Annotated in this window: 16 protein-coding genes; 8 read left to right on the top strand and 8 right to left on the bottom strand. The window is 40.2% G+C overall.

Annotation, left to right across the window (positions count from 1 at the left end; all coding sequences use genetic code 11):
• Positions 1-278: 278 nt before the first annotated feature.
• Complete coding sequence (locus H5120_RS11960; protein ID WP_182674552.1) at positions 279-806, bottom strand: sugar O-acetyltransferase; 528 nt, start codon at positions 804-806, stop codon at positions 279-281.
• Between the two features lie 184 nt (positions 807-990).
• Between H5120_RS11960 and H5120_RS11955 the strand changes: the two genes are divergently transcribed.
• From H5120_RS11955 to glmS, 3 genes are all read left to right on the top strand, one after another.
• Positions 991-4,431, top strand: coding sequence for a VCBS repeat-containing protein (locus H5120_RS11955; protein ID WP_182674551.1), 3,441 nt, complete (start codon positions 991-993; stop codon positions 4,429-4,431).
• A gap of 184 nt (positions 4,432-4,615) precedes the next feature.
• Positions 4,616-5,380: a DeoR/GlpR family DNA-binding transcription regulator gene (locus H5120_RS11950; protein ID WP_182672138.1), complete on the top strand. Its 765-nt coding sequence runs from the start codon at positions 4,616-4,618 to the stop codon at positions 5,378-5,380.
• Between the two features lie 46 nt (positions 5,381-5,426).
• Positions 5,427-7,247: a glutamine--fructose-6-phosphate transaminase (isomerizing) gene (gene glmS / locus H5120_RS11945; RefSeq protein WP_149603400.1), complete on the top strand. Its 1,821-nt coding sequence runs from the start codon at positions 5,427-5,429 to the stop codon at positions 7,245-7,247.
• A 268-nt stretch (positions 7,248-7,515) separates the two neighbouring features.
• Here glmS and panB read toward each other — a convergent pair whose 3' ends face one another.
• Positions 7,516-8,361 (bottom strand): 3-methyl-2-oxobutanoate hydroxymethyltransferase, encoded by an 846-nt coding sequence (panB, locus tag H5120_RS11940; RefSeq protein ID WP_182674550.1) that lies wholly within the window; start codon positions 8,359-8,361, stop codon positions 7,516-7,518.
• A gap of 9 nt (positions 8,362-8,370) precedes the next feature.
• On the bottom strand, positions 8,371-8,994 hold the full coding sequence (locus H5120_RS11935; protein WP_182674549.1) for a LysE family translocator: 624 nt from the start codon (positions 8,992-8,994) through the stop codon (positions 8,371-8,373).
• Between the two features lie 127 nt (positions 8,995-9,121).
• On the opposite strand from H5120_RS11935, the gene H5120_RS11930 reads away from it, so the two are divergent.
• From H5120_RS11930 to H5120_RS11920, 3 genes are all read left to right on the top strand, one after another.
• The gene (locus H5120_RS11930; RefSeq protein ID WP_182674547.1) at positions 9,122-9,574 is read left to right on the top strand and encodes an Lrp/AsnC family transcriptional regulator; all 453 of its coding nucleotides are present in this window, start codon (positions 9,122-9,124) and stop codon (positions 9,572-9,574) included.
• Positions 9,575-9,989: 415 nt separating this feature from the next.
• Positions 9,990-11,183, top strand: coding sequence for an alpha/beta hydrolase-fold protein (locus tag H5120_RS11925; protein ID WP_182674545.1), 1,194 nt, complete (start codon positions 9,990-9,992; stop codon positions 11,181-11,183).
• Positions 11,184-11,342: 159 nt separating this feature from the next.
• Complete coding sequence (locus H5120_RS11920; RefSeq protein ID WP_182674543.1) at positions 11,343-12,641, top strand: DEAD/DEAH box helicase; 1,299 nt, start codon at positions 11,343-11,345, stop codon at positions 12,639-12,641.
• Between the two features lie 117 nt (positions 12,642-12,758).
• Here the strand turns inward: H5120_RS11920 and H5120_RS11915 are convergent, their stop codons facing one another.
• Positions 12,759-14,156 (bottom strand): 5-methyltetrahydrofolate--homocysteine methyltransferase, encoded by a 1,398-nt coding sequence (locus tag H5120_RS11915; RefSeq protein ID WP_182674541.1) that lies wholly within the window; start codon positions 14,154-14,156, stop codon positions 12,759-12,761.
• A gap of 32 nt (positions 14,157-14,188) precedes the next feature.
• The gene (locus H5120_RS11910) at positions 14,189-16,591 is read right to left on the bottom strand and encodes a TonB-dependent receptor (RefSeq protein ID WP_182674539.1); all 2,403 of its coding nucleotides are present in this window, start codon (positions 16,589-16,591) and stop codon (positions 14,189-14,191) included.
• Between the two features lie 141 nt (positions 16,592-16,732).
• Here H5120_RS11910 and H5120_RS11905 point away from each other — a divergent pair, with 141 nt between their 5' ends.
• Complete coding sequence (locus H5120_RS11905) at positions 16,733-17,149, top strand: MerC domain-containing protein (RefSeq protein ID WP_138540492.1); 417 nt, start codon at positions 16,733-16,735, stop codon at positions 17,147-17,149.
• Positions 17,150-17,292: 143 nt separating this feature from the next.
• Entirely contained in the window at positions 17,293-18,129 is an 837-nt protein-coding gene (locus H5120_RS11900) for an alpha/beta hydrolase (protein ID WP_182674537.1), read from the top strand.
• A gap of 21 nt (positions 18,130-18,150) precedes the next feature.
• Here H5120_RS11900 and H5120_RS11895 read toward each other — a convergent pair whose 3' ends face one another.
• The 3 genes from H5120_RS11895 to H5120_RS11885 all read right to left on the bottom strand — a co-directional run bounded on the left by H5120_RS11895 (position 18,151) and on the right by H5120_RS11885 (position 19,910).
• Positions 18,151-19,053, bottom strand: a complete 903-nt coding sequence (locus H5120_RS11895; RefSeq protein ID WP_182674534.1) for a homocysteine S-methyltransferase family protein — start codon at positions 19,051-19,053, stop codon at positions 18,151-18,153.
• 167 nt (positions 19,054-19,220) lie between these two features.
• A complete protein-coding gene (locus H5120_RS11890) occupies positions 19,221-19,469 on the bottom strand; it encodes a DUF3297 family protein (protein ID WP_002963088.1) in 249 nt (82 codons plus the stop codon).
• A gap of 231 nt (positions 19,470-19,700) precedes the next feature.
• Positions 19,701-19,910: a cold-shock protein gene (locus tag H5120_RS11885; protein ID WP_007580429.1), complete on the bottom strand. Its 210-nt coding sequence runs from the start codon at positions 19,908-19,910 to the stop codon at positions 19,701-19,703.
• Positions 19,911-19,976 lie beyond the last annotated feature (66 nt).

Raw genomic sequence — 19,976 nt, 5'->3', positions numbered from 1 at the left:
CTGGGATTTAGTAAATAGCCAAGAGCCCATGCCGAACTAAGTAGTGAAACGAAACAGCTCAAAGGCGAGCCCCATTGAAGGCCGCCCTGACACAAAGAGAGTGTAGTATTTGCTATGTGACTTTCTACCGCTGTGGGCACTACGACACCACCAAGCTTCAAATTGTAGAGAGCCCGACTAGAAATAGTCGGGCTTTTTTACGTCTGCAGAAAAGTAAAATGTGCGCAATTAACATCCACTCACAGCAACACCCGACGCTAACATCACATCGGTAATAACTATAGTGTTCTTATTTCACGAGCTGGGTTACCCGCTACTACGGTATTAGCCATTACATTTTTAGTAACCACAGCACCCGCACCCACAATACTATTTTCGCCTATATTAACTCCAGCAAGAATAATAGCGCCTGCGCCAATCCATACGTTATTGCCTAACGCGATAGGGGCTGCAAAGTTTTCCTTATTAAGCCTTTCTGCTGGATTAGTAGCATGTGACACAGCTAAAAGCTGAACGTTTGGGCCTATTAAGCAGTCATCACCAATGGTGATTGAGTGATTGGCTAATGGCGAGTCGAGAAGTGTGCAATTAATATTCATAAAAGTACGATCACCAATAACTATTTGATTGCCATAATCGCAATGAAAACCTGATTCTATAATTACCTCTTCACCGCATTGTGCGAACAGCTCTTTAATACGCTTTAAATTACCTTTACTCGGGCTTTTATTGAATAATCGGCATATCTCGCCTGTTTGTTTTCTTTGCATTAAATATGGCTTAGTCACGCTATTAAATAATTTCATTGAGTTTGTTATTCATTTATATGCATACATTATTAAGTATTATCTCATGCTTATATATTTTACTGAAAAGTTGTTATTACCTTTTTATATGGGCTAAAAAGGTTTTAAACAAATTTTGACTTTTATTATATTCCTTTTTAAAAAAGCTTTAATAATGTAAAATTCATGTTACAAGGAGTAAGTAATGAAATTAAATAAACTAACTAAATTATTCTGTTTAACAATTATTTTAGCCGGTTGTGGGGGAGGGGGTAATGATGCCAGCCAACCTGCTAATAATGATTCTGGTTCTTCTGGAAAAACTAAATTTGTTAAGCCTGATTATCAAAATACGCCTACCTATGACGGTGAGTTATCTTTATTCGAAATAACAGCAAGTAATGTAACTCAACTAACAACTCAGTACTCATATCTAATAGATAGCCTAAATTCCATAGTATTTGGAGAGGATTATCAAAATCTATTTCTCCACGACCCAGTGCTAGATAACCAATCTGATAATTTCGGTTGTGTTACTGGCTCTGCTGACATGAAAGAGGAAGAGGCTAATCAGCACTATATAATTACTTATAACAATTGCTCTGCTGCTGGGTGGGTTTTTAATGGGCAATCTGATATTTATATCGAAAACTCTAACGCTGAATTTGTTTTAGAGTATGGGGTAGTCCCTAGTTTAACAATTAGTAACGAAGTGCTTGGGGTTACCTATTTAACAGAAGGTTTTGCTATTGCTAATAGTCAGGGAGTAAATAGTGACAGTAGCGCTACTGTGAATATTCAATTTAAAGGTGCTGATGAAAATTCGCTTGATATTTTATTCTCTAATGTAAGGCTTGATGCTGTTTTAGATGCAACCAATGTTGGGTATGGTATTGGTTTTAATGGTGAAGTTTATTTTAGTGATTTAGGAAAACTAACAATAAAAACTGATGAGTTTTATCCAACCAATGATATATCTCTGCCTTCAATAATAGGAGCAAAGTACACCCTAATATCACAAAATACTGCTAGTGTAGATCTCAAAGCTAATGGTATTTCGACCATACATCTATCTAATGAATTTTTGCCACTAGAGTTTTATTTAACTGACTTAGATAATGTTTATAACAATACTGCCAACTCTATTCCTATAGCAAGTATTTCAGGCTCGAACAAAGCTCTACGACACTCTATCCTCACTCTTGATGCAACGCACTCCAAGGATCCCGATTTTGAACCATTAGGTTATGAGTGGAAATTAATAACTTTTCCGCAGAATGCTAGTTGGCAACTTGGCACCGGTAGCAAAATTGACTTTATTGGAGACCTACCTGGCCTTTATCGTATTTCGTTAACAGTTGTAGACCCAAGTGGTGCAGAAAATACTGTGGAGCATGAGTTTAAATTAGAAAAACTGCCAGCAATTGTTTCTGACATTACTGCATATGATGAAATAGAATTAGGTGAACACTATACGGCCATTATTAACTTATCTAATGATGAGTTCGATGGTCCTTTTGAATACAAAATTGCTTATGGGCCAAGTAATATCTCGACTTCAGAACAAGGAGAGATTAATTGGTTAAGCAACGCGCCTGACTTTGGTAGTAATTTAAACGTAAATTTTGCTGTTGATATCTCAAACTCTGACAATCAAATAAGAATTAAGCACCAAATCAACCTTCAATCACTCGGTGGCGTAGATAATCGCTCAGTTGGTTATGTGAACAACTCAACATCCAGTGTAGCTTCAATTAAGCTTTCGAACCAAAAAAGGGGTGTATTACGCGGTAATGATAATTATATCTTAAGTCTCAGTGAGACAGGGTTGCTAGAATACAATAAATGGATACCTCACTTACCTTCAAATGTTGAGCATTTAGGTGCATTTCTGAATCAGTCAGGGACGCAACTAAATTGGCTAAGTATTACTTACAACCAAGAGGCAGCTAAACATCAAATATTTTTAACTAATGAGGGTTCAAGTAGTTTGCTGATAGATGATGTTTCGGCTGAAAATTATAACTCTATGGTATTTGATTATAACGGCGATGGTATTGAAGATATTCTTCTTTCGGCGGGGCATTCGTATGATAGCTATCTTATTAATGGAAATGATCTTTCTATCACTACGCTTATTGTTGCGCCGGACCTTTCACTTAATTATTCAAATAGCTTGATTCAAGTTTGTGATTTGAATAACGACGGCTTTAAAGAGTTAATTGATAGGAAAAGTATATTTGATGTCAAACAGAACAAATACCTGATAGGACCCTACTCTGAATATAAATTTAAGGCATTTACCAGTGGTGATAATTGTCGTGTAACTAGATATAAGGCCTCCGAACATTATAGTGAACTAATATGGTGGGAAGATGGTGAACTGCAGGTGGGTAGTGAAAAGTTTGAGACTAATTTCAATGATGGTATTTCGATCAGCCTTGAAGTAGATAGTCCTTATAGTCATGTTTATTTTTCTAATTCAAAAGAGCTTTATTACTTTAATCAGCAGTGGCAATTTTTCTCTGTATCTATTGCTGAAAACCCCATTGGGAGAGTAATAGGAGCTGTTGATTTTGATAATGATGGAATACAGTCATTATTAGTAAGCAAAACAGATAGTTTAGAAGGAAGTTATTTATACGAAGAATATACGATGCAAAGCTTTAGCTATGAGAATGGGCTATGGCAGCTTGAGTATTCATCAGTGGCTCAAGGTCAACTTCCTAATCTTCATATTGTTGGTGCTGTTGATGATACGGTTAGCATTTCAGATTTTGGCCGTTCGGCTAAGGTAACGCACAATAATGCACCTGTTACTTTCACTGGAGAGATGCTGTTAACGCAAGATAATGAAAATCAAATTGAGTATTCATTAACTCAAATTAACAACGAGACATTTATTGTTAAACGCAATACAGGTTCAACCAGTGTAATTTGGCAAACTAGCGTTGCAGAAGTGACTTTTTCTAATTCGTATGATTTTGCTTTTACAGAGTCCGAAACACACTTGAGCCTTAAAAGTGATATTAGATATTACACAATCGCTAAACAAACAGGAGAAGTCGTATCAAGAGCCTACTTTCCTTACTTGCCGTCTGAGGAGTTGTCAAAAATAATAATAGGTTATTACGATTTAGGTATAGCTTTTTACGAAAATCCAAGCTTATCACCCATTTCAATTGACAGTAGCAATTGGCCTGTACCTTTAGATTTCTTACAAGAAACAACAAGCCATGTAGCGCATGTACATGCTATTCAGCTAGATTCAGATCCTCAACTAGAGCTAATAATTGATTATCGTACTTTTGGTAGTTTCGATGAAGAAGGTGGTTTAATAGTATTAGATACGAAAACGAAAGCATTAGAAATTTTGGACGAACAACAAATTAAGGGCTTTACAATTTACCACAAAGAGAAAATCCTCGATGAAGCTATAGGTGGCGTTTATGGCCGAAACTATCTGGCACATTACTCTATAGAAAAAACAATTAGCCTAGTGGATAAGTTATCAAATCAAGTTATTTGGGAGAGTCCACAAATCTCGAATAATTACCACGATGTATTAATTCAAAAAGATGAGCGTGATTCTTGGAGTTTATATATTTTAGGTAGTGAGTTTTTAATATATCCTTATTTGAACTAAAAAATAATAGCGTGCTCAGTAATCTAGTTTATAGTTCACTGAGCAAGTTAGAATGTTTCACCACATCTACATGCTGTTAAATTAAAAAGCGCACATTGCGCTTTTTTTACTCATTAACTTGCCATTTAGGTTGTTTCGTTTAAAATTGCATAACTTTCGAAACGAAACTTAATTCACGAGCTCTATGACTAAACGAAACACACAGCAGCGTCGTCACAATATACTCGTTCAAGTTAATGAATTAGGTGAAGTCGCTGTTGAAAAGTTAGCACAGCAGTTTCAAACATCTGAAGTAACCATTCGCAAAGATTTAACCTCGCTTGAAAAAAGTGGTTTATTACTTCGCCGTTACGGCGGTGCTATTGCACTGCCTAAAGAAATTGTTAGCGATGAGATAGACTCTAAGCGCAAAGTGGCTATAGCTAAAGCAGCAGCAACGCTTATAAAAGATCATAACCGCATTATTATTGATAGCGGGCGTACTACGGCCGCCATGATCCCTGAGCTTGCAAATAAGCGCGGGTTAGTTGTAATGACCAATGCAATTAAAGTAGCAAGTCGTTTATTAGCACTCGAGAACGAGCCAACACTTTTGATGACCGGTGGAACCTGGGATCCACATTCTGAGTCATTTCAGGGGCAAGTTGCCGAAAACGTATTATGCTCTTACGACTTCGATCAGCTCTTTATTGGTGCGGATGGTATAGATGTAAAACGTGGCACAACAACCTTTAATGAGTTAGTTGGTTTGAGCCAAGTAATGGCAAAAGCGGCTCGTGAAGTAATTGTAATGGTTGAATCAGATAAGATTGGCCGAAAAATACCAAATTTAGAATTACCGTGGAAAATAGTAACCACATTAATAACCGACGATGGCTTGGCAGACGAAAAGCGCAAAGCAATTGAGGCGTGTGGTGTAAAACTAATTTGCGCAGAGATTATTGAATAGTAACTACAAAGTGAGTTACTAGAATTAAAAAATTAATGGAGACACTATGTGTGGAATAGTTGGGGCAGTTGCAGAACGTCCAGTAAACAAAATTTTAGTTGAAGGCCTTAAACGTCTTGAATACCGTGGTTATGACTCAGCAGGCGTAGCATTGCTTGATGGCAACACACTTAATACTGTTAAAGCAGTAGGTAAAGTAGTAAACGTAGAAGCTGCACTTGAGAAAGCAGGCGTTAGCGGTCATACAGGTATTGCACACACTCGCTGGGCAACACATGGTAGCGTTACAGAAGAAAACGCACACCCGCATGTATCAAACAACCAGCTAGCACTCGTGCACAACGGTATTATTGAAAACCACGCTAGCTTACGCGCATCGCTTAAAGAAGAAGGTTACGAGTTTCTATCTGAAACCGATACCGAAGTAATGGTGCACTTAATTCATAAGCTTCGTAAGCAGCACACTAGTTTACTTGCAGCAGTACAGGCAGCTGTTAAGCAATTTGAAGGTGCGTTTGGTACAGTTGTATTTGATAAAGCAAACGACAACGAAATCATTGTAGCGCGCTCAGGTAGCCCTCTTGTTATTGGTTTAGGCCTTGGCGAAAACTTTATAGCTTCTGATCAGTTAGCACTATTACCTGTTACTCGTAGCTTCATCTTTTTAGAAGAAGGCGATGTAGCGCGTATTACACGTGATACAGTAGAAATTTTTGACGAAAACGGCGACGCTGTAGAGCGTGAAGTGATTGAATCAAACATTACACAAGATGCATCAGGCAAAGGCGACTACCGCCACTACATGCTAAAAGAAATCTACGAGCAACCACTTGCGGTACGTAATACCCTTGAAGGGCGTTTAAACGACGACCGCGTAGCAATTGATGCGTTTGGCGAAAGCGCTCAGCAAATATTTAAAGACGTAAAACACGTGCAAATTATTGCCTGTGGCACGTCTTACCATTCAGGTATGGTTGCACGTTATTGGCTTGAGCAATTTGCAGGCGTTAGCTGTAATGTAGAAATAGCTTCTGAATTTAGATACCGTCAGTCGTTTGTTCATGAAAATAGCTTACTTGTTACTATTTCTCAATCGGGTGAAACTGCCGATACGCTAGCTGCATTACGCTTAGCTAAAGAGCAAGGTTACATGGCCTCAATGACCATTTGTAACGTACCTGGTTCATCGCTTGTACGCGAATCAGATCTTGCCTTTATGACCAAAGCTGGCGCTGAAATAGGCGTGGCTTCTACTAAAGCATTTACAACGCAATTAGTTGGTTTGTTAATGCTTACTGCGTCTATAGCTCAAGAAAAACAGCTTGATCAAAGTGCTATTGTAAATGCTATAAAAGTACTACCTGCTAAGCTTGAAGAAACATTACTGCTTGCAGATGGCATTGCAGACCTTGCAGAAGAATTTGCCGACAAGCATCACTCACTGTTTTTAGGTCGTGGCTCACAATATCCAATCGCAATGGAAGGTGCGCTTAAGCTTAAAGAGATTTCGTACATTCACGCAGAAGCCTACGCAGCGGGCGAGCTAAAACATGGCCCACTCGCACTTATTGATGCTGACATGCCAATTATTGTTGTAGCACCAAACAATGAGTTATTAGAAAAGCTTAAATCAAACGTAGAAGAAGTACGCGCACGTGGCGGCATTATTTACGTATTCGCAGATAAAGATTCACACTTTGAGTCAGACGACACAATGCGTGTTATCAACGTAAACCACACTGACGACATTATTGCGCCAATTGTTTACACACTGCCATTACAGTTACTGTCGTACTACGTAGCGGTAATTAAAGGTACCGACGTTGACCAACCTCGTAACTTAGCTAAATCGGTTACTGTTGAGTAAAATCAAAAGGTTATAGGTTTTTATTTGTGGGATAGGAATAAAGTCTCATACTAAGTAATAAAGATTAATACTAAGTATTAAAGTATCATACTGAAATGGCAGCGATCACATAGGTAAGCTGCCATTTCTAAACCATTTATGCCCCATTCTGAGTCGGTGGGTTCCAGATTGTTGAGACTAGTGACCTTAAGATGCCCAAATTTTAGTAATGCATAAATCTGTTAGTACCTTGTTAATCAAAAATAGATAACGAGTTTCAAAACGATCTTTAAAATGAGTGTTCTTTATCTGGAAAAGTGCCTTGTTCCACGTCTTCTCTATAAGCTTTAGCCGCATTGGATAAAATAGACCGCATATCAGCATATTGCTTTACAAATCGAGGTAAACCTTGAGTTCTCATGCCAGCCATATCTTGCCACACAAGGACTTGAGCATCACAGCCTGAACCTGCACCAATACCAACTGTCGGTATCGAAACCGCTTGTGTTATACGGGTTGCTACGTCGCTTGGAACCATTTCAATTAGGAGTGCAAATGCACCTGCTTTCTCAAATGTTTTTGCTGCTTCAACTAATTTATCTGCGCTGTCACCTTTACCTTGAATTTTATAGCCACCCAGTTGGTGTTCTGACTGAGGGGTAAAACCAATATGAGCCATGACGGGGATCCCAGAGAGCGCAAGTTTTTCTACTTGAGGTAAGATCGACAAATTTCCTTCAATTTTAACTGCGTGTGCGCCACCTTCTTTCATAAACCTTACCGCTGTATGGAAACACTGCTCAGCCGAGGCTTGATATGATCCGAAGGGTAAGTCAGCAATAATCAACGGTTTCTTAGTTGAATGACTGACCGCCCTAACCATCGGTAACATTTCATCAACCGTGATGGGCAGAGAAGTACTGTTGCCTAAGACGTTATTGGATGCCGAATCACCAATAAGTAAGACTGGGATCCCGGCTTCTTCAAAAATTTGGGCACTGAACATGTCATAAGCAGTCAACATGGCCCATTTTTTCCCTTCAATTTTTAGCTGCTGCAAATGAGGTATTCGTACTTTGCTAACTTTATCAATGATATTACCGTTGCCATAAGGGGATAAGTGTCCTGTAGACATAAAAAACTCCTAGATAAATAAAGTTGCTTGTTCGGCGAGTAAACCCAGTGCGATGAAAATCATGAGCACACCGGAAACCCGACCAACCATCAATGCGGCTTTTGGTCGTGTTGAAAGAATAAACTGAGCGGAGTACCCCACGATCAGGTAAACAATGGTGCAGCTGATAATGTGGATCAATCCTAATGTGACGATTTGAGTGGAAATCGACCAATCAGACGTCGGATCGGTAAATTGAGGAAGTAGAGCTAAAAAGAGCAGAAACACTTTCGGGTTCAAACCACTGACGCATGTCCCTTTTGTCAACCAGCGCCACCAAGAATGTTGCTCCAATGCTGAGTTGCCGTCTGGCTTTGGTGGATTCTTAGAGAGCTGTATCCCAATCCACATCAGATAACTTGCTCCGATGAGGGTTAACGTGGTCATTGCTAAAGGCATACTTGACACAATGACACCAACACCGGCTGCAACAATCAAGGTTGCAATGAAATGCCCCAGTATTAAACCTGTTACGGCTGGCACAACAACTCGCCCTTTCATACCAGCAGAGATTGCATAAGCCCAGTCAACACCTGGGGTAATAACGAACAGTATGGATACAGTCCAGAACGCGATTAACAGATTGATTGCCATTTTGTTTATATATTCCAAACGAATGTGAAATTTTAAAGTGTATGTACTGTGAATGATATGTCGTATTCGTTAGAATGTGCTTTCAATATTTTGCTTAAATTACGTTGAAATTGGGAAATATTTTCAAATGGATGGTCTAGATAAGAAAATTCTTGCTGAGTTGCAAATAGACGGGCGATTGTCAGTCACAGATTTAGCAGAGCGTGTAGGGTTAAGTGTGTCACCTTGCCATCGGCGCTTAAAGACGTTGGAAGACTCAGGTGCTATTGCTGGGTATAAAGCCCAACTCAATGCTTCGCGCATCGGCTTAGGGTTTTCTGCCCTGGTATTTGTAACCATGAAGGAAGGAGATAACATGGCTGTTGCGAAATTTGAGAATGAAGTTAGATGTATTCCACAAGTAATTCAGGCACAGCGTTTATTTGGGGAACCTGATTATCTACTTCATATTGTTGAGAAGGATCTCCATGCTTTCCAAGCATTGTATGATTCTGTGCTTTCGGCTCTACCTTATGTCAAAAGGCTAACATCGACTATTGTGATGAAAGAGGTTGTGACTGACAAGCCACTGCCCATGTAGCCATCATAAATTTCCCGGTGATTTTATTAGAAATATGCGTGTAACTTATGACCATGCTAATCAGCAGCTTGCTACTTTAATAATGTCGTAGATATGATTTGCCTTACTTGATGTAATCCGTAACTAGCTAATTTAGCTAGTTCACTGGCAAAGTTATGTACCGAAGTGAGGTGCAACGAGTATGATACTTTAATACTCCGTTGTTGCTCGATTCTAAATGGGTAGAAGCAAGTAGTATGAATCTTTATTTTTGATCACATTTAATCTCAAACGGTACGATCAGGGTTACTTGGCTGTTTAGTATGAAACTTTATTCCTCTCCCACATTATTAATGTTAAAAAGCGCTTAAGGCGCTTTTTTTGTGCCTAAAAGTCTGTTAGCTTAAGTAACTTATTATTCTCTAAGGGATTAGTCATGCGTTTATTTGCAGTCATTTGTTTTGTTAGCTGTTTTGCTTTTAGTTCACAAAGTGCCTTTGCACAATCTAATGCTAAACAACAAGTAGCTGATTATTCTCAGCACACACATACTTTTAAATCGGCTGTTTTAAACGAAGAACGCACAGTTGTCGTGCAATTGCCTAAAAGCTATCAATCTGAGCCAAATAAGGTATATCCAGTTATTTATCGCTTAGATGGAGCGGGTAATATACCGCTTGCTAGTGCTGTCATTGAGCGCTTGCAAAATGCTAATCGTGCGCCTGAGGTAATTATTGTCGCTATTGAAAACACTAATCGACTTAGAGATATGTATCCTACAGTGAATAAAGAGCCGCAAGGTCCTGTCGGTGAAGGGGGTGGCGCAGCAACGTTTTTAGCATTTATAGAGCAAGAGCTTATACCCTTGATTAATAAAAGTTATCGTACGCACAATTATAAAGTGATTGCTGGCGCATCTGCTGGAGGTGTATTTGCGCTATATGTGTTGCAGGCAAAGCCCGAACTATTTCAAGCGCATATTGCTTACAGCCCTGCCGTTTGGTGGAACTATGGTGCATCTGTAAAGGCGACTAAGTCGTTTATCAATAATTCAAAAGACCTGAATAACTACGTTTATATCAATATAGGCGAAGAAGCTGGCATAATGCGTGAAAGGTACGATGAACTACAGCAATCACTGCAATCACATAAAGTGCGAGGGTTACGCTTTTTTAATGATGCGTTTAATGGTATCTCGCATGGCTTAACCTCTGCTGCAGGCATATTTAATGCTTATTACAACTTATTTTTACCTAAACAAATGCCTATAAGTGCTTTAACTGACGATGTAGCCTCTATCGATGCTTATTATCAAACATTATCTCAGCAATGGGGCGAGCAAATATCTCCACCAGATCGTGCTGTTAGATCACTCGGTTATAACTTAACGGGTAGCAAGCAGTTTACCCGTGCTATTGAAGTGTTTAAATACAATATAAAAAACCACCCAAAATCAGTTGATGCGCTTTCGGCATTGTCCTACGGTTATGAAATGCAAGGGGATACTCGCCAAGCGCTTGAGCAGATGGAGTCTGCTTTAGCAATTGCAGACGACTCATATCCTTATATAAATTATTTAAAAGAAACAAAAGCTAGACTACAAACAGCTTTAGGCAAAGACGAAACATAACCATTTTTTAATCCAACTCGATTGTTATATATTTAAAGAGAAAAGGGGGTAACAGCTTTTCTCTTTTTCTAAAACCACATTAAAATCACTAACCCCTACTTAACGGGCAATAAATACGCTAAAATTGCAGGCTATTTTAGTAATGAGCCCGCATATTTTATGACCTCTGCCGCAAACCTTAGTAATTTCAACGAACTTGGCCTTATTCCAGAGCTAATTGCTCGATTGTCTGATCTTGAATACACGCAACCTACGCCGATTCAGGCAAAAGCAATTCCGAGCATTTTGGCTGGTAGCGATTTAATTGCGGGGGCAAATACCGGCTCAGGTAAAACAGCAACGTTTGCTTTGCCTATGTTGCAAAAGTTATTTTTAGAGCAAGGCGCTAAAAAAGCAGCGAGCAAAGGTAACTTTGTCACTGGGCTTTTTTTGGTACCTACCCGTGAGCTTGCAACGCAGGTGGCTGATAGCGTTAAATCGTATTCTGCTAACTTTAATGGCGCAATTAAAACGGTGGCGGTATTTGGTGGTGTGTCGGTTAATACACAAATGCAGGCTCTACGTGGCGGCGCCGATATTATCGTGGCAACACCTGGCCGTTTACTCGATTTAATCTCAAGCAATGCGATTAAGCTCGATAAAGTAACGACCTTAGTGCTTGATGAAGCCGACCGCATGCTAAGCCTTGGCTTTACCGAAGAACTTGCTGAGTTATTAGCGTTAATGCCTGCTAAAAAACAAACAATGTTGTTTTCAGCAACCTTCCCAGAGCAAGTCACTCTATTAACGCAAGAGCTGTTAACTAACCCAGTTGAAATACAAGTTCAAAGCAAAGACGAAAGCACCTTAGTACAGCGCGTATTTACGGTTAATAAAGGCGAAAAAACTACGGTTTTAGCGCATTTAATAAAAGCACATAAATGGCGCCAAGCGCTTATTTTTGTAAACGCTAAAAAAGACTGTGAGCACTTAGCGGGTAAGCTTGAAAAGCGTGGTATTAACGCACAGGTATTTCATGGTGATAAAGGCCAAAGTGAGCGTACTCGCGTAATAGAAAAATTTAAAGCCGGTGAAATAGAAGTACTTATTGCCACCGATATAGCAGCCCGTGGTTTAGATATTGCCAAACTGCCTGTTGTTATTAACTTTAACTTACCGCGTAGCCCCGCTGATTATATGCACCGTATTGGCCGAAGCGGCCGTGCCGGTGAAGTGGGTTTAGCATTATCGTTAATTGATTATGAAGACTTTCATCACTTTAAAGTAATCGAGAAGAAAAACAAACTTCGTTTAGAGCGTGAAGAGGTAACCGGTTTTGCGGTAAACCAAGCGAACCTTGATGCGGCCCTTGCACTTAAAAACGAAAAGCCAATGGCAAAGCCTGAAGGCACAGGTAAGAAAAAGAAGAAAAAATCCAACCAAGAAGATGATGTATGGAGCGGCTGGCGCCGTAAGTAATTTAGCTGCCTGAACTAATACATCTGAACACTATTAAAAAACCCGTAATTATTTAACTAATTACGGGTTTATTGTTTTATGGCTCTAGCCTAAAACGCGAGAACAACAGTTATAAGCTTAATGTTCGTGATCGTCCTCTTCTTTTTGTGCAATACCAAGCCAAGTAATTGCACTTGGGGCAAAAGTAAGATCAACCTCACTTTTAATTTCTAAGTCTTCAAGGTGTACTTTTACAACGTGCTGAGCAATAGGGTCTGCTACATAAGCAAACTGACCATTTTGCGCCACTGTCATACTAAAGCTCATTCCTTCGGGCATTGTGGTTACGTTTGCTTGAGTAATATCAACTTGGCCTTCAAGCTCCCAATGCATTTCGCCATCATGGTCGTGTGCGCTAAATACATTTAAAAAGCCTAAGCTGTCTAATATTAAAAAGTGCTCGCCATGGGCAGAAAAAGAGTACGATACAGCACTTGCGCCATCGGCTAGTTGCCATTCTAGTTCTTCCATTTGTGCTGTTGCTGGGTTAATAGTTACAATTACGGCTTCGCCGCCATCGTGGCCAGATGCTACGCCAATAAAGGTCTCGCTATCTTCGTGGCCATAAATACTACCAATGCGTAAATCGCCAACGGCTGCAATGTTCGCTATTTTTTCAGCTTCGTATTCATCATCGTACTGGTGGGCTAATAACACACCATCGCTACAGCCAAATACTACGTAGTCGTGGTTTTGTGCCGCACCGTGTAAATCAGGACACGTCAGTTCTAAGGTTTGTTCAAGCTCGTATTCACCATCATGAAAGTGATAAACACCTACTTGGTCTGGCAGTACTTTAGCAACCGATGTGCTTTCGCTGTCATCACGGCGAAGTGTTGATAATAAATGCTCACCGCGTGGCTCTGCTACGCCGTGCATATTAATATCGTAGCTAATACCCGGTAGCGTTGCTGTGGCGCTGGTTATGTCGTTATCTGTTAATACTTCAACAGAGGCAACCGTGCCTGAATCTGCATCACCATCATAAAAAACAGCTAATTGCCCGTCGTGAGTTATTAAGTGAGTAGGGCGACTGCCGCTTGTTAACTCATAGCTGCTAGCCGCTGGTCTTTGCTCGTAATCGTGCAGGTGCTCGCCATGGTCTTCACGCCATAAACCACCATCAATAAAGCCTAAGTAATCTTGTGCTCTGCTTACAATAACGGCATAACGAAAATCAGGGGATGACGATAGCGTGTTTGAATCATTCGTAAGAGTAAATGTTTCAAGTAAAGCATTGTCATCTAGGTCATAAAAGCTGGCTTCGTTGCTGTTGCCTGCAAGCACAGCTAACCTGCCAAGTGAGTCTATGGTGTAGCCATCATCATGGTCGTGATTATCACCTTCATGATCGTGTTCATCTTCTACAACAATAGGATCTTGTTCCACAATGTTGGTTTCTGCATCGCCACAAGCTGTGATAAATGTAGTACTAATTGCCAGTGCAATAAGCTTTAATTGATATAGTTTTTTCATGTTTATTTCCTTTAATTATAATTTTTTAATGCTTAAAAATAACCGCGAATGCCTAGCGCAAAGCTACGCCCTGGACGTGGTGCTATATCTTTTACAAACGAGCTGTGCACGCGTGCTTCTGTATCTGTTAAGTTGGTGCCTCGTAGGTAAACAGACATATCTTGGTTTAATACTGAAAGGTCATAAGAGATGCTTGCATCAACCAATGTGTAGCCGCCTGTTGCTGTTTCTTGTGAGGCTGTGCGGTCTTGCTTTTGATAGCGAGTAACGTGAATATGCGCACTTAATTGATCTGTTTGATAGCTTAACTCGCTGCCAAAACGAAGCGGTGGAGTACGGGGTAAATCGCCGCCGTCTTTAAGGCGTGCACGCACGTAATCAGAGAATAAATCTACTTTAAATTCATCGGTTAATTGCCACGCAATTTGCGCTTCAAAACCGTGTAAAATTACGTCGTCTGTTTTAAATAAATAAACCGGCAGTTCTGATGAATGGTCGTGTTCGTCAGCGCCTTCTTCATCGCCATGGTCGTGGCCACTTTGTGCATATAAACCAGTGTCTATTTGGTAATAATAGTTATCTACTTGGTTGTAAAAGGCATTTAAAATAAAGCCAACATCACCTTGGGTTTTACGCAGGGTTAAATCGATATTATTGGCTGTTTCCAGGTCAATTGCTTGTTCAGATAAACCCAAATGGCCGTCTTCATCTAAATCAAATAGTGCGCCTACTTCGTATGTGCCAGTACCAATGTGCGGCCCAAACGATAACAACTCAGAGGCAGAGGGCGCACGTTCAGAGCGCGATACAGAAAGTCCTAAATTATAGTTAGATGTAAAATCCCATACTACGCCTGCCGATAAACTGATTGGGGTAAATTCATGCTCTACGTCAAATACGCGCGTAATTTCTGCACTTTCTTCGTGGTTGTGTTCGTCGGCTTCTTCTGTTTCATCGTGTGCGTGAGCGTCAATATTTGGCAGTAATACGTCGCCTGCTTCAATGGTTACACGCTCTATACGCCCACCTACTTGCACTAAAAAATCACCAAAGTGTCTTTCTTCCATTAGTGCTACAGCAAAGCTTTCGGTTTCTGATGGAGGTGTAAAGGCCTCTTCACCTTGTGCTTCAACATCGCTTTGTTTGTAATGAAAGCTAATGCCGCCATTCCACTCGCTAAACTGGTTATGTAGTAGGTCTATACGTAATTCATTTGTTTCGTTTTTAAAAGTAGTGCCTACAGCGCCACCCTCAATTTCAGCGTGTTCGTAGTCGGTATGGCCAACGCGTAGGTTTACTTTATTTAGCCATTTATTATCTAGGTTGTACTCACCTAATAATTGCACCTTAGTTTGCTCTAAATCAGCAAATACGCTTTCTTCGTCGTCGCTGTGCTCTTCCTCTTCTTCCTCGCCGTGCGTATGGCCTGGAATGCCGTATTGACGATTAAATTGCTCTACTGCTAAGCCAATAAAGCCGTTATCTATTAAATAGCTAGCGCCAACAGTCAAACCGTCAGACTCTTCATTACTGTTTTCAACAGTGTAATCGCCGCGATGCTCTTCACCATCGCTATCTATATCGGCAGCTACAGGCACCTCGTAGTCGTCGGCCTCACGCCAAAATGCATCGGCGTAAAAAGCCACCGAGTCTGTGCCTGTGGTGGCATTAAACGAGGCTACTTTTTGGTTATCTACCGAGTTATGTTCTACGTTCCACTCGCCGCGTGTTGTGCTATCGGTTGGTACACGACTATCTACCACATTAACTACACCACCAATGGCGCCACTGCCATAAAACAGTGTTGCTGGGCCGCGTAATACTTCAATTTGTTGTGCGGTAGATGCTTCTGATGCAACAGAGTGATCGGGGCCAACGCGCGAAACATCGCTTACATCAAGGCCATTTTGAGTTATGAGTACACGCGGGCCGCTTAAACCACGAATAATTGGTGTACTGGCTACTTTACCGTGAAAGTTAGTATTAACGCCTGGGAGTTTTTCAAGGCTGTCGCCAAGTGTTGCAGCTTGTTGGCGCCTTAGTTGTTCGCCAGATAAAACGCTAACTGGTGAGGCAGATTCCATTGCCGACATATGAATAGGGGTTGCTTCAATATCAATAACTTCAATAGGCGAGCGCTTTAAATTAAACGTAACCGATTGGTTTTCATCATTCGTTATTGTTATATCGCGATGAAGATGCGCATAGCCAGGGGCTACAACGTGAAGTTCTTTTAAGCCATTGTTTAGTTCTGCTATAAAAAATTTACCGTTGTCGTCGGTGGTGACTTTAAGGTCTGAGCCTTCAACTTCTATGGTTGCATTGGTAACTATTTTACCTTGATTGTTTAAAACAACGCCTTCAATTGTGGATGCCAGCACACTTGCTGGTAATAAAGCTGCGATGAGAACAGCTAATTGTGATCTAGGTTTCATTTGACTACCTTGTTGGATGTTATATTATATCAATTATGCGAGAAATGTTATAATGTATCAATAGTAATTAACTGTTGTTACTAAAATGTCTCCTTGAAGGTAACGCTTTTGAGTAGAGGCACTAATTTAGTAGAGGAAATAATGAAGTCGAGTCAAAGTGTTATGGATCGTATGGCGATCGGGTTATCGTTAATGTGTACAGTACATTGTTTTGCAACCCCGGTTATTTTAGCGCTATTGCCAAGCTTTGCTGTACTGCAAATAGATAGTGAACAATTTCATTTATGGATTCTTGCAGCTGTATTACCCACCAGTTTATTAGCATTGAGCTTAGGCTGTAAAAAGCACAAGCGTAAACGTTACATGGCCTGCGGCGTTATTGGACTGTCTTTTATGATATGTGCGGTATTGCTAGGGCATGAAATAGCCGAAAAAGCGCTAACCTTAATAGGCTCAGCGTTTATTGCTGTGGCTCATTGGTTTAATTACCAACAATGCCTTAAACAAAATGATGATAATTGCCCGTGTTCAGGCGATGAATCTGATCAGGTAGCTTAGCGGTGTTAGTGCTACAAACAACTAACGTGTAGCACTGCCTTTCAAAGCTCGGAGTTTAAATTTTTAATAGCCTAAAGCTAAAAGTGAGTTAAAGTAATCATCTAATATTGGTTTATTACGCTTGGCTTAGGTTAATTAATTTAATGAATACTGCTTTAAAATCCCTGCTGTTACTTTGCGCTTTAATGTGTTTTAAATTAAGCGCAAATACCCCGTACCAAATCCCTAGAAGCAGCGTTATTGAGCTCACTGAGCCCGTGACCAATCGGGTATACCCTGTTTTTATTCAGCTTCCTAAGTCATATAAAAAGCACCCTGAAAAAATATATCCAGTTATTTATTTAACCGATGCGCCGTATACGTTTCCTATTGTGGCAGGTGCTACACGGTTTCCTATGAATAGCGGTAAAATGCAGCAGGCTATTATTGTGGCCATTAGCTATGAAAAAGGCTCTAAAGGGTCTAATAGCCGTATTAGAGACTACACACCAAATAAGGCTAAAAGCTGGAAAAAACAAACCGGTAACGCTCAAAACCATGCGCTGTTTTTAAAAAATACGGTACTGCCATTTATACAAAGTAACTACCGAGCAAGTAGCACACATAAAACCTATATAGGTAACTCTTTAGGTGGGTTATTTGGCGCCACTATTTTACTTACGATGCCCGACTTATTTAACAATTATATTATTGGCAGCCCATCAGTTTGGTTTAATAACAATGCAATTTTAGCACTGCAAGCAAATAAACCTAAATTGCCTACAAAGGTTTATATATCTGTGGGAGCAAAGGAAACGCCAAGCTTTGGTGAAGGGCAAAATATGGTGGAAGGGGCAAAGCAATTAACGCAAAAAATTAATGAACTTAGCAGTGACAATATTGAATTAAAAAGCGTTGTTATTGAAGGGGCGAGCCATGCAACCGCTTTTCCTACTACAGCAATTCAAGGGCTTGATTGGGTAACAACAAATAAGCCCTAATATTTAAAAAGTCCTAAAAGCTTAAGCGCTTTCGAGATCTTGTTTCCAGTTTGCCAGCACTTCAATAAACTCTGGGCCTATACCACAGCAACCGCCAATAACACTTGCGCCCTGGCTGTGCCATTTTTTAGCAAAGCCTAAGTATTCTGAAGGTGAAATATCCCGGTACGCTTGCGATCCTTCGTTGGCTTTGTAGTCGCGCGCTATAGGTGTAAAGCCATTAGCAAAAGCGCCTAAAATAACGCTTTTATTTTGCTTGGCTAATACCGAGTTGGTATCGCTAAAGGCTTGCTCTATAACCTCAGGAATCGAGCAATTAAAGAAAATACCAGCAACATTTTGTTCAAGCAAAGCCGCTACTGCGTCACTTACCAGTTCACCAGAGCGCAGTTTAGCTTGCTCGCTTATTTCATCATTTAGGGTAAATGCGTAATAACATGGCTTAGTTGAGCCTTTAAGTACGCTTGCCATTACTTGTGCTTCTTCAATACTCGATATTGTTTCGCCAAGCCAGAGGTCTACATGGAGATTTTGTGCATTGTATAAGGTATTTAAAATAGTAAAAGCACGTTTACTTTCAAATAAATCGGGGCGATATGAACCAAATGCAGGGGGTAATGACCCTGCAACTAATACACTTTGTTTAGCATTTTGAGCTACTTCTTTAGCAATAAGCGCCGCTTGCTCTGCGAGTAACGCGCCTTGGCTTTCGTAGCGTTCTTCACCCAAATGAAAGGGCACACAGGCATAACTGTTAACCGTAATTATTTCAGCGCCTGCATCTATAAAGCCTTGATGGGCTTGTGCTACAAAGTGTGGGGCTTCTATAAGTGCTTGTGCACTCCAAAGTGGCTGTGAGAACGGTGCGCCAATGCGCTTAAGTTCACGTCCCATGCCGCCATCTAAAATTGTTACCTTTTTCACTTATGGACTTCTATATGTCTAAATAATATGGCGCTATTCAAACATATTTTTTAAAAAATCATAATGAAACTTCATCAGGTTGGGCATGAAAAAAGCTCAATCTATTAAAAAGGCAAAAAAAAGCGACTACCCAATATGGTGTCGCTTTTTTAGTAAGTAGTATTAGCTTACTTATAAAAGGCTTCAACAGTGCCTTTTCTTGTAAGTAAAAGTGGTTGTCCGCGACGATCAAGGCCTTTTGGAGATGCAAACTTTATCCAACCTTCGCTGATGCAGTATTCTTCAACATCAAAACGCTCTTTGCCGTTGAACGTGATACCAATATCGTGTTCAAAAACTTCTTCCACATGATGTGGGCTACGTGGATTAATAGAAAGGCGATCTGGTAAAGCAGGTTTTGCGGTAGTGTCGTTCATGGTCATATTCTATATTGAATGAAGTATGCGCTATTGTAGGCAATACAAAGCTTTCGCTCAAGAGAGATAGTAGTAAATGTGTTTAAAAATGCACTAATTAATGAGTTGCGGATACAAATGAGATGGCGCTTGGAAAATATGTATAGAAGGGGATTTTGACGATATTTGACTAAAAACTATATAGATAAGTATATTAATGGGCTATTGCTAGCCCATTAAATTGTGTAGCAGTTAGATGCTAACAATGTTCTCGGCTTGTGGGCCTTTTTGACCTTGAGTAACAGTAAACTGTACACGTTGGCCTTCAGCTAAAGTTTTAAAACCGTCGCCAGAGATCGCGCTGAAATGTGCGAACACGTCTGCGCCAGATTCTTGCTCGATAAAACCAAAACCTTTTGCTTCGTTAAACCATTTTACTGAACCAGTAGTTGTATTAGACATAATATGTATCCTAAAAAATTAATATAAGTGTGCCTGAAAAGAGGCGATTGAGCCGGAAAAAATAGT

This window comes from Pseudoalteromonas sp. SR43-2 (assembly GCF_014163885.1).
Taxonomy (GTDB): domain Bacteria; phylum Pseudomonadota; class Gammaproteobacteria; order Enterobacterales; family Alteromonadaceae; genus Pseudoalteromonas; species Pseudoalteromonas distincta.
The sequence above is the reverse complement of the archived record's forward strand: the minus strand, read 5'-3'. Positions and strand labels throughout refer to the sequence as shown.